Below are 9,897 nucleotides of genomic sequence, written 5' to 3'. Positions count from 1 at the left end.
CCGCTTCAACTGCGAGGCCATGACAACAGTCCTTGTCCGGCAGGGGAAAGAGCCTGCCGGACAACAGCATCCCAGTCAGAAGCACCACAGCTAAGCAGCAACACGCTACTAGTGGCGTGGCTCGAAACGTTGCCGAGCGAATTCGCGGTCAGACGGGCGCATCGTGGTGCCGCCCCCACGTCCTCATACCGGAGTCGTATGGGGGCGTGGGGGCGGTGCCGCGAGGCGTCCTGCTGAGCGTGAATTCACCGCCAACGTTTCGGGCCACGCCACTAACCCGCGAAGTAGCCGAGCTGTGCCGAGAGGTCGGCCGCCGCCGCCGACATCGTTGGCACGATCTGCTCGACCCGCTCACGGGACAACCGGTACGACGGCCCGGAAGCGCTCATCGCCGCCACCACCTCGCCGCGATGCCCGCGGACCGGGACGGCCACCGCGTGCAGCCCGAGCTCCAGCTCCTCGAAGCAGGCCGCGTACCCCTGCGACGCGACGGTCTCCAGTTCGGCCAAAAGGCGATCAGGATCGACAACGGTGTTCTCGGTGTACGAGTCCAGCGGTATCGAGACGAGCCGCTTGCGTTCCTCGACCGGCAGGTACGCCAGAAGGATTTTGCCGGAGGAGGTGGCGTGCAGGGGCGTGCGCTGGCCGATCCAGTTCACGGCCGAGACGGCCGCCGAGCCGCGGGCCTGGGTGATGTTGATGGCGACGCCGGCGTCATGCACGGCGATGTTGACGGTTTCGCCGAAGGAGTCGGCCAGCGTCTGGCACACGGGCTGGCCGAGCTTGGTCAGGTCCATGCGACCGGTGGCGGCGCCGGCGAGGCGAACCACGCCGAAGCCGATCGCGTACTTGCCTCTCTCACCCAGCTGCTCGACCAGGCCGCGGGACTCCAGGACGGACACGAGTCTGGACACCGTGGATTTGTGCACGCCCAGCTCACCTGCGATTTCGGTGATACCGGCCTCCCCTTGGGCCAGTAGTTCAAGCACGCTGATGGCTCTGTCGACGGACTGCACCTGAGCTGCCGAGTCGGAGTTGCTCATCGCGCAACAGTAACCGGCAGGCAAAACAACCCGCTCGAACTCTTGACGGCGCGTCTTCGGAGCCGCACATTGTGTTGCGTCATTCGGAACATGTGCCGCGTCACGCAACGGAGGCCGACGATGATCCGCGCCTGCGCTCTCATGGACCTGCCCCCGGGAGAGGCGGTGCGCATCGTCGGCCCTCATGCGCCGATCGCGGTGTTCAACGCCGACGGTGTCCTGTATGCCATCGACGACACCTGCACCCATCAGGACGCCTCTCTCAGCGAGGGATGGCTGGAAGGGTGCTTCGTCGAATGCCCGCTGCACGCCGCGAGCTTCGACCTTCGCACCGGCGAGCCGACTTGTCTGCCCGCCAAAAGACCGGTGAAGACCTACCCCGTCTTTGTGAAGGATGGAGAGGTCTATGTCGATGTCGAGGTGAACGAGGACGTGGCGTGAGGACGATCGCGATCATCGGTGCTTCACTCGCCGGTTTGAGGTCGGCGCAGGCACTGCGCCAGCAGGGGTTCGGCGGACGGCTCGTCGTGATCGGCGACGAGATCCATCTGCCCTACGACCGGCCTCCCCTCTCGAAGGACTTCCTCCTCGGCAAGGTCGAGGCGGTGCCGCTCGCGGACCAGGACGACCTCGACGCCCTCGAAGCGGAGTGGCGCCTCGGTATACAGGCGACAGGATTGCTTTCCACTCAGGAGATCGCGCTCAGCGACGGCTCGACGGTCGAGGCCGACGGCGTCGTCATCGCGACAGGCGGTATACCGCGAACAATTCCGAACACGCACGTCCTGCGCACCCTCGACGACGCGATCAAGCTCCGTGACGCGTTCGGCGGCGCGCAGCACATCGGCGTCATCGGCGCCGGATTCATCGGCGCCGAGATCGCCTCCAGTGCCCGCGCGCTCGGCAAGGACGTCACCGTCGTCGAGGCGCTCCCGGCACCGCTCACGCGCGTGCTGGGCGCGGAGATGGGTGCCGCATGTGGACAGCTGCACGGCGACCACGGATCAACGTTGATCACGGGCGTCAATGTTGATTCAGTCAACGTTGATGGCGGAATCAACCACGGTATCCATCTCGGGGACGGCCGTGTCGTCAACGCCGACGTCGTCGTCGCCGGCATCGGCACGCGCCCGGCGACGGACTGGCTCCGAGACGGACCGGTCCGTCTCGGCAACGGCGTCGTGTGCGACGCGGGCGGCGTGACGAACGTGAAGAACATCGTCGCCGTTGGCGACGTCGCGAACTGCGCGGGCCATCGCGCCGAGCACTGGACGAGCGCGACCGAACAGGCGCAAGTCGCCACCCGCAACCTGCTCGCGGGCGCGACGGTCGCGACGCACACCAACGGCGGCTACGTCTGGTCTGATCAGTACGGCGTGCGGATCCAGTTCATCGGACGGGCGACGAACGACGTTCGCGTCGAAGATGGATCCATCGAGGACAGGAAGTTCGTCGCGACCTATCGAGACGGTGACAACCCCGAAGACGTTGTCGGCATCGTGGCGATCAGCAACGCTCGGCTTTTCACCAGGCTCCGCAGGAGCTTGAAGTAGGAGACGGTCGTCACGGTTTACCGCCACCGGCGACCGGCTACACCCGAATGTCCTACGTGGACATACGAACAGGGAGGCGCGTCGCCGGTGCGGCAGATCATCAACCCCTTCGACCAGAGTGTTGTCACCGAGGTCGAGGACCAAACCCGCGAACAAGCGATCCAGGCGATCGCCAAGGCCAGAAACGCCTTCGACCACGGCGACTGGCAGCACGCGAGCCCCGAGCACCGTGCCGCCGTGCTGAACCGCGTCGCGGACCTGCTCGAACGCGACAAGGAGGACATCGCCCGCACCGAGACGCTCGACACCGGCAAGACACTGGTGGAGAGCCGCATCGACGTGGACGACGTCGTCGCCGTGTTCCGCTACTACGGCGGCCTCGCCGGCCTGCTGCACCCGAAGATCGTGCAGGGCGCCCCTGCGGACGTCATCAGCCGCATCGACTACGAACCCGTCGGTGTCTGCGGCCTGATCGCGCCCTGGAACTACCCGCTGCTGCAGATCTCCTGGAAGATCGCCCCGGCCCTGCTCGCCGGCAACACGCTCGTCGCGAAGCCCAGCGAGGTCACGCCGCTCACCACCATCAAGCTCTTCGAGCTTCTCCAGGAAGCCGGGCTGCCCGACGGCGTCGCGAACCTCGTCCTCGGGACCGGTCCCGAGGTCGGCGCACCGCTCAGCGAGCACCCTGACGTCGACCTGATCTCGTTCACCGGCAGCTTCGCGACCGGCCAGCGGATCATGGCGTCGGCCGCGAAGACCGTGAAGAAGGTCGCGCTCGAACTCGGCGGCAAGAACCCGAACATCGTCTTCGCGGACGCCGACATCGACATCGCCGTCGACTACGCGCTCACGGCGGCGTTCTTCCACGCCGGTCAGGTCTGCTCGTCCGGCACCAGGCTCATCGTGCACACCAGCGTCTACGACGACTTCGTCGACGAGGTCGCGCGCAGGGCCGATCTCATCAAGCTGGGCAACGGTTTCGACGAGGACACCGAGTCCGGTCCCCTCGTCTCAGCCGAGCACCGCGCCAAGGTCGAGAGCTACGTCGAGCTCGCCAAGCAGGAGGGCGCCACCCTCAACGCCGGCGGCAGGCGCCCGGAGGAAGCCGAGCTGCAGAACGGTTTCTTCTTCCGCCCCACGGTCTACGCGGACTGCCACAAGGACATGAGGCTGGTCCAGGACGAGACGTTCGGCCCGATCATCACCGCCGAGCGCTTCGAGACCGAGGACGAGGCCATCGCGCTCGGCAACAACACCGACTACGGCCTCGCGGGCGGCGTCTGGAGCCAGGACGTCGACAAGGCCCAGCGCGTGGCCAAGAAGCTCCGCCACGGCACGGTGTGGATCAACGAGTTCGGCCCCTACCTGCCTCAGGCCGAGTGGGGCGGCTTCAAGCGTTCTGGTGTCGGACGTGAGCTCGGCACCGCCGGCCTGCACGAGTACACGGAGCCCAAGCACGTCTACCAGAACCTCAAGCCCGCAGCCCAGAACTGGTTCGCTCGAAAGGACGCCAAGTGACCGCATATGACTACGTGATCGTCGGCGGCGGAACGGCGGGCTGCGTGCTCGCCGCGAGACTCACCGAAGACCCCTCGATCACGGTCGCGGTCATCGAAGGCGGTCCTTCCGACGTCGGCGACGAGAAGATCCTCAACCTGCGCAACTGGATCAACCTGCTCGAGACGGAGTACGACTACGACTACCCCACGGTCGAGCAGCCCCGCGGCAACTCGCACATCCGGCACAGCCGCGCGAAGGTCCTCGGCGGATGTTCCAGCCACAACACGCTGATCTGCTTCAACCCGCTGCCGCAGGACTTCGACGAGTGGGGCCACGGCTGGACCTGGGACGCGCTAGGCCCGTACTACGACAAGGTTCAGCTCAACATCATCCCGGTCGAGGAGAAGGACAGGAACCCGATCGCCAAGGACTTCGTCTCGGCCGCGCAGAAGGCCGTGGACGTCCCGGAGATCGACAACTTCAACGCCGGGCCGTTCGAGGACGGCGTCGGCTTCTTCTCCATCGCCTACCACCCGGAGAAGAACAACCAGCGGTCGTCGGCGTCCACCGCGTACCTGCACCCGATCCTGGACAGCCGCAAGAACCTGACCCTGCTGCTCAACACCTGGGCCGGCAAGATCGAGTTCGACGGCGACCGAGCGATCGGCGTGCACACCGACAAGGGCTACGTCGAGGCGAACAAGGAAGTCCTGCTGTGCGCGGGCGCCATCGACACCCCGCGGCTGATGATGCTCTCCGGTATCGGCGACGCCGAGCATCTCAGCGGCATCGGCATCGAGCCGCGGCACGACCTGCCCGGCGTCGGCGAGAACCTGCTCGACCACCCCGAGTCGGTCATCGTCTGGGAGACCACGAAACCGCTGCCGGAGAACTCGGTGATGGACTCCGACGCGGGCCTGTTCATCCGGCGCGACGAGTCCGACCCGCGCCCGGACCTGATGTTCCACTTCTACCAAATCCCGTTCACCACCAACACGGAACGCCTCGGCTACCCGAAGGTGGAGCACGGGGTGTGCATGACGCCGAACATCCCGAGGCCGCACAGCAAGGGCCGTCTGTGGCTGAAGTCCAGCGACCCCACCGAGAAGCCCGCGCTGGACTTCGGCTACTTCACGAACCCCGACGGCTACGACGAGCAGACGCTGATCGACGGTTTCAAGATCGCACGGAAGATCGCGGAGCAGGAACCGCTGAAGTCGTGGCTCAAGCGGGAGATCGCGCCCGGTCCGGACGTCACCAGCGACGAAGCCCTTTCGGAGTACGGAAGAAGAGCGGCCCACACCGTCTACCACCCGGCGGGCACGTGCGCGATCGGGTCCGTTGTGGACGGTGATCTGAAGGTCATCGGGCTGGAAGGCCTTCGCGTGGTCGACGCGTCCGTGTTCCCCACCATGCCCACCGTGAACCCGATGGTCACGGTGCTCATGATTGGAGAACGCGCCGCCGACCTGATCAAGGGGACGTAGTGGTGACGGCATCAACGGCAGAAGATCGGCTCAAGGACCTCGGCTACACGTCGGAGTTCAAGCGGGACATGAGCCCCTGGGCGAACTTCTCGCTCGGCTTCACGTACCTCTCCCCCGTGGTCAGCACGTACACGTTGTTCGGCACCGCCCTCGCCCTGGGTGGTCCGCCGATGATCTGGAGCTTCGTCGTCGCGGGCGTCGGCCAGTTCCTGGTCGCGCTCGTGTTCGGCGAGCTCGTCGCGCAGTACCCGGTCGCGGGCGGCGTGTACCCCTGGGCACGCCGCCTGTGGGGCAAGCGCTGGGCGTGGATGACCGGCTGGGTGTACATGATCGCCCTGCTGGTCACCATCGCGTCGGTGAGCTACGGCGCGGGCCCTTATCTGGCAACACTTCTCGGCTACACCGCCACCGTCGGCAACACGGTGCTGTGCGCGATCGCGATCATCGTGGTCTCCACGCTGATCAACTACGCCGGCACGAAGGTGCTGTCCTGGGCCGCCATCTTCGGGTTCGCCGCGGAGATCGTCGGCGCGCTCGTGGTCGGCATCTGGCTGCTCGTCGACAACCGGATCCACGGCCTGGGCGTGCTCTTCGACAGCTTCGGCGCGGGAGGGTCCGGCAGCTACCTGCCGGCGTTCTTCGCGGCGGGCATCATCGGCCTCTACCAGTACTACGGCTTCGAGGCCTGCGGTGACACCGCGGAGGAGGTCAAGGACCCCGGCCGGGTCATCCCGAAGGCCATGCGCCGCACCATCTACATCGGCGGCGCAGCTGCCACGTTCGCGTGCCTGTCACTGCTGCTCGCGGTGCCGGACTTCGGCAAGGTCATCAGCGGCGAGGACACCGACCCGGTCACGAACATCCTGACCGGCGCGTTCGGCGCGGTCGGCTACAAGATCGTGATCGCGGTCGTGCTGATCTCGTTCCTGTCCTGCACGATGTCCCTGCAGGCAGCCGCGTCCCGGCTGACCTACTCCTACGCCCGCGACAAGATGATCTTCGGGCACAAGGCGCTCGCCAAGTTCAACCACAAGCGCCACATCCCGCCGTACTCGCTGGCGCTCGCGGGCATCATCCCGATGATCATCGTGTTCGCGTCCATGCTCTCCACGGACGCACTGGGCAAGATCGTGTCGTTCGCGACGCTCGGCATCTACCTGGGCTTCCAGATGGTCGTGTTCGCGGCGCTGCGGGCGAGGCTCAAGGGATGGGTGCCGTCCGGCGAGTTCACGCTCGGCCGGTGGGGCATGATCGTCAACGTACTGGCGCTCGCGTACGGCGTCGCGGCGATGGTCAACATGATCTGGCCGCGCACCCCCGGCGCGCCCTGGTACGACAACTACGTCGTGATCCTGAGCGGTGTGCTCGTGGTCGGCATCGGCCTGGTCTACATGGTGATCGCGAAGCCGTTCGGCAACTCCGACGCGCCAGCAGGGGATGCCGTGCCGGAGGAAGTGCTAGCCCTGCAACCGAAGTAGCCGCAGAGCGAGCTGCACCTCCAGCACGCGGTCCGGCGACTGCCAGTCGCCGAGCAACGACGAGACCCGGTCGAGTCGTTGCGTGACCGTGTTGACGTGGAGGTGCAGCTCTGCTTTGGCACGACTCAGGTTCGCGCCACAGCGGAAGTAGACCTCCAGCGTGTGCACCAGCTCCGTGCCTCGCTCCGAGTCGTAGTCGAGCACCGGCCCCAGCACCGATCGCACGTACCCGGAAACGTCGGCGCGATCACCCAGCAGCACGCCGACGAACCCCAGATCGTCCATCGTCGCGGCGTCCTTCTCCCGCCCGAGCTGCCGCAACGCCTTCAGGCACCGCCGCGCTTCCTCGTAGGCGGCCGCGATCGCCACCGGCCCCGTGACCGGACCGCACGCACCGACCGTGGCGTCCAGCGCTTTGGCCACCTCGCGCGCGACGTCCGTGGACGACGACGGCAACGCCAGCACGACATCACGGCCACGCGACCCGGCCAGTCCTCTGTGGACCGACGCGTAATGCGTTGCCCCTGGCAGGTTCCCGTCCGCCACGAGCACCACGTGCGGATCGGTCAGCTCGACACCGACCCGCCGGGCCCGCGCGAGCAGTCCTGAGGCGTCCCGCCCGTCCAGGACGTCGGTGATCAGCTCGCCGCGGACCTTGTTCTCCGCCTCGGCGACGGTTCTTCGCAGCAGCAACAACAACGCCGTCACCACCGCCGACCGCTCGAACAGGCGCCGGTCCACGTCCGACAGGTCCGGACGCTCGGTCAACGCGATTCCGCCCAGCAGCTCGGAACCCGCCAGCACCGCGCACACCCACACGCCGTCGAGCAGCACTGCACGCCCGTTGGCCCGCACGGCCAGGGTGGGCACCGTCTCCAGCACCTCGACCGGCCCGCCGAGCAGCTCACCCACTGCGGCGGCCACCTCGGCCGAGGATCCGCCGCGCAGCACCAGGTCCGTGAGCCGGTCGTGCGCCTCCTCAGCCCGTTTCATGGCCGCGTTGTGCGACTGGATCGTCGCGAACAACGACGCCGTGTCGATCGCGATGGCCGCGTGGTCGGCCAGCGACGACAGCAGGGCGACCTCCTCCGGCGGAAACTCCCGCGAGGTCCGGTCGGCCGCGTACAGGACGCCGATGACCTTCGAGTCGAGCGTCAGCGGCACGCCCAGGATCGCCACCAGGCCCTCGTCCCGCACCGCGGAGTCGATCGGCCTGGTGTGGTTGAACCGGGCGTCGGCGAAGTAGTCGGACGTCGCGTACGGCCGCGCGGTCTGCGCGACCAGCCCGCCGAGGCCCTCGCCGAGCCCGAGCCGCACCTTCTGGAACAGAGGCGAGACCGACCCGTCCGTCACCCGCATGTAGGTGCCGGCCGGGTCGTTCATCGACAGGTACGACACGTCGGTGCCGAGCAGCTTGCGCGCCCTGCGCACGATCGAGCGGAGGACCGCGTCCGGGTCGCGCATGCCCGCGAGCTCGGACGCGGTCTCGAACAACGCCGCCAGTTCGGCCTCACGCCGTCGTGTCACACCCCAACCCTGTCACGATCCTCCAGATCCGCACCACGGGTCTCACGCGCCAGCAGGACAGCGACCACGGTGATCACGCACGTGATTATCACGTACACGGAGATCGCGAACGACGACCCGTACGCCTTCAGCAACGCCGTCGCGATCAACGGGGCCAGCGCGCCCGCCGCGATCGACGCCAGCTGGTAACCGATCGACGCGCCGGAGTACCGCACCCGCGTCCCGAACAGCTCCGAGAAGAACGCCGCCTGCGGCCCGTACATCGCGCCGTGCAGCACCAGACCGACCGTCGTGGCCACCGTGATCAGCACCGGGTCCTTGGTGTCCAGCAGCGCGAAGAACGCGAAGATCCACAGTCCCATGCCGACCGCGCCGACCAGGTAGATCGACCGCCGCCCAAACCGGTCCGACAGGTGGCCCCACACGGGGATCGCCACCAGGTGCACGGCCGAGGCGATCAGCACCGCGTTGAGCCCCACCGACTTCGACAGCCCGAGCCCGGTGACCACGTAGACCAGGATGAACGCTGTGATCACATAGTACGACACGTTCTCGGCGAACCGGGCGCCCATCGCGATCAGCACCTCGCGCCAGTTGTGCCGCAACAGCTCGAAGATCGGCGCCTTCTCCTGCACAGCAGCCTTCTCCAGCAGGGCGGCCTTGTCGCGCTTCTCCTGCGCCGCCAGGAAGATCGGCGACTCGGACACCGACAGCCGGATCCACAGCCCGATCACCACGAGCACACCGGAGAGCAGGAACGGGATCCGCCAGCCCCACGCCAGGAAGTCCGCGTCGGACTGCACCGCGGCCAGCACCGCGAGAACGCCCGTCGCGAGCAGGTTTCCGCACGGCACACCGGCCTGCGGCCACGAAGCCCAGAACCCGCGCCGCGCCGCGTCACCGTGCTCCGACACGATCAGCACGGCCCCGCCCCACTCACCACCGAGCGCGAAGCCCTGCACCAGCCGCAGGAACGTCAGCAGCAACGGCGCCAGGACACCCACCGACGCATAGGTCGGCAGCACACCCATCAGCATCGTCGCGCCACCCATCAGCAGCAACGACAGCACCAGCAACTTCTTGCGCCCCAACCGGTCGCCGAAGTGGCCGAAGACCAGGCCGCCCAACGGGCGCGCGAGGAACCCGATCGCGTACGTGGTGAACGCGAGCAACGTGCCGTTCAACGGATCCGCGGTCGGGAAGAACAACTTGTTGAACACCAGCGCGGCTGCCGAACCGTAGAGGAAGAAGTCGTACCACTCGACAGTTGTTCCGATGAGCGAAGCGCCCACTACCTTTTTGATCATCG

Annotated in this window: 8 protein-coding genes; 5 read left to right on the top strand and 3 right to left on the bottom strand. The window is 67.0% G+C overall.

What is annotated here, in order from left to right; genetic code table 11:
* Positions 1–272: 272 nt before the first annotated feature.
* A complete protein-coding gene (locus FXN61_RS01275) occupies positions 273–1,043 on the bottom strand; it encodes an IclR family transcriptional regulator (protein ID WP_167969407.1) in 771 nt (256 codons plus the stop codon).
* A 120-nt stretch (positions 1,044–1,163) separates the two neighbouring features.
* Between FXN61_RS01275 and FXN61_RS01270 the strand changes: the two genes are divergently transcribed.
* From FXN61_RS01270 to FXN61_RS01250, 5 genes are all read left to right on the top strand, one after another.
* Positions 1,164–1,484: a bifunctional 3-phenylpropionate/cinnamic acid dioxygenase ferredoxin subunit gene (locus FXN61_RS01270; RefSeq protein ID WP_167969406.1), complete on the top strand. Its 321-nt coding sequence runs from the start codon at positions 1,164–1,166 to the stop codon at positions 1,482–1,484.
* On the top strand, positions 1,481–2,596 hold the full coding sequence (locus FXN61_RS01265) for an NAD(P)/FAD-dependent oxidoreductase (RefSeq protein ID WP_167969405.1): 1,116 nt from the start codon (positions 1,481–1,483) through the stop codon (positions 2,594–2,596). Before FXN61_RS01270 ends, FXN61_RS01265 begins: the two co-directional genes overlap by 4 nt.
* Positions 2,597–2,683: 87 nt before the next feature.
* Complete coding sequence (locus FXN61_RS01260) at positions 2,684–4,114, top strand: aldehyde dehydrogenase family protein (RefSeq protein WP_167969404.1); 1,431 nt, start codon at positions 2,684–2,686, stop codon at positions 4,112–4,114.
* Positions 4,111–5,583, top strand: a complete 1,473-nt coding sequence (locus tag FXN61_RS01255; RefSeq protein ID WP_312877475.1) for a GMC family oxidoreductase — start codon at positions 4,111–4,113, stop codon at positions 5,581–5,583. The genes FXN61_RS01260 and FXN61_RS01255 overlap by 4 nt, the downstream gene beginning before the upstream one ends.
* Positions 5,584–5,585: 2 nt before the next feature.
* Positions 5,586–7,061: an APC family permease gene (locus tag FXN61_RS01250; RefSeq protein WP_312877474.1), complete on the top strand. Its 1,476-nt coding sequence runs from the start codon at positions 5,586–5,588 to the stop codon at positions 7,059–7,061.
* Here the strand turns inward: FXN61_RS01250 and FXN61_RS01245 are convergent.
* Both FXN61_RS01245 and FXN61_RS01240 read right to left on the bottom strand, forming a co-directional pair.
* Positions 7,041–8,588, bottom strand: a complete 1,548-nt coding sequence (locus tag FXN61_RS01245; protein WP_312877473.1) for a helix-turn-helix domain-containing protein — start codon at positions 8,586–8,588, stop codon at positions 7,041–7,043. The genes FXN61_RS01250 and FXN61_RS01245 overlap by 21 nt on opposite strands.
* Entirely contained in the window at positions 8,585–9,895 is a 1,311-nt protein-coding gene (locus tag FXN61_RS01240) for an MFS transporter (RefSeq protein WP_246290534.1), read from the bottom strand. The genes FXN61_RS01245 and FXN61_RS01240 overlap by 4 nt, the downstream gene beginning before the upstream one ends.
* Positions 9,896–9,897: the final 2 nt, after the last annotated feature.

The sequence above is a fragment of the Lentzea indica genome (assembly GCF_012184385.1).
In the GTDB taxonomy this organism is placed as follows: Bacteria; Actinomycetota; Actinomycetes; order Mycobacteriales; family Pseudonocardiaceae; genus Lentzea; species Lentzea indica.
This window is presented reverse-complemented; position numbering and strand designations above follow the sequence as displayed.

Excerpts from the sequence above, each read along its gene's own strand:
- FXN61_RS01240 (WP_246290534.1), bottom strand. The coding sequence starts at position 9,895 with ATGATCAAAAAGGTAGTGGGCGCTTCGCTCATCGGAACAACTGTCGAG.
- FXN61_RS01270 (WP_167969406.1), top strand. The coding sequence starts at position 1,164 with ATGATCCGCGCCTGCGCTCTCATGGACCTGCCCCCGGGAGAGGCGGTG.
- FXN61_RS01275 (WP_167969407.1), bottom strand. The coding sequence starts at position 1,043 with ATGAGCAACTCCGACTCGGCAGCTCAGGTGCAGTCCGTCGACAGAGCC.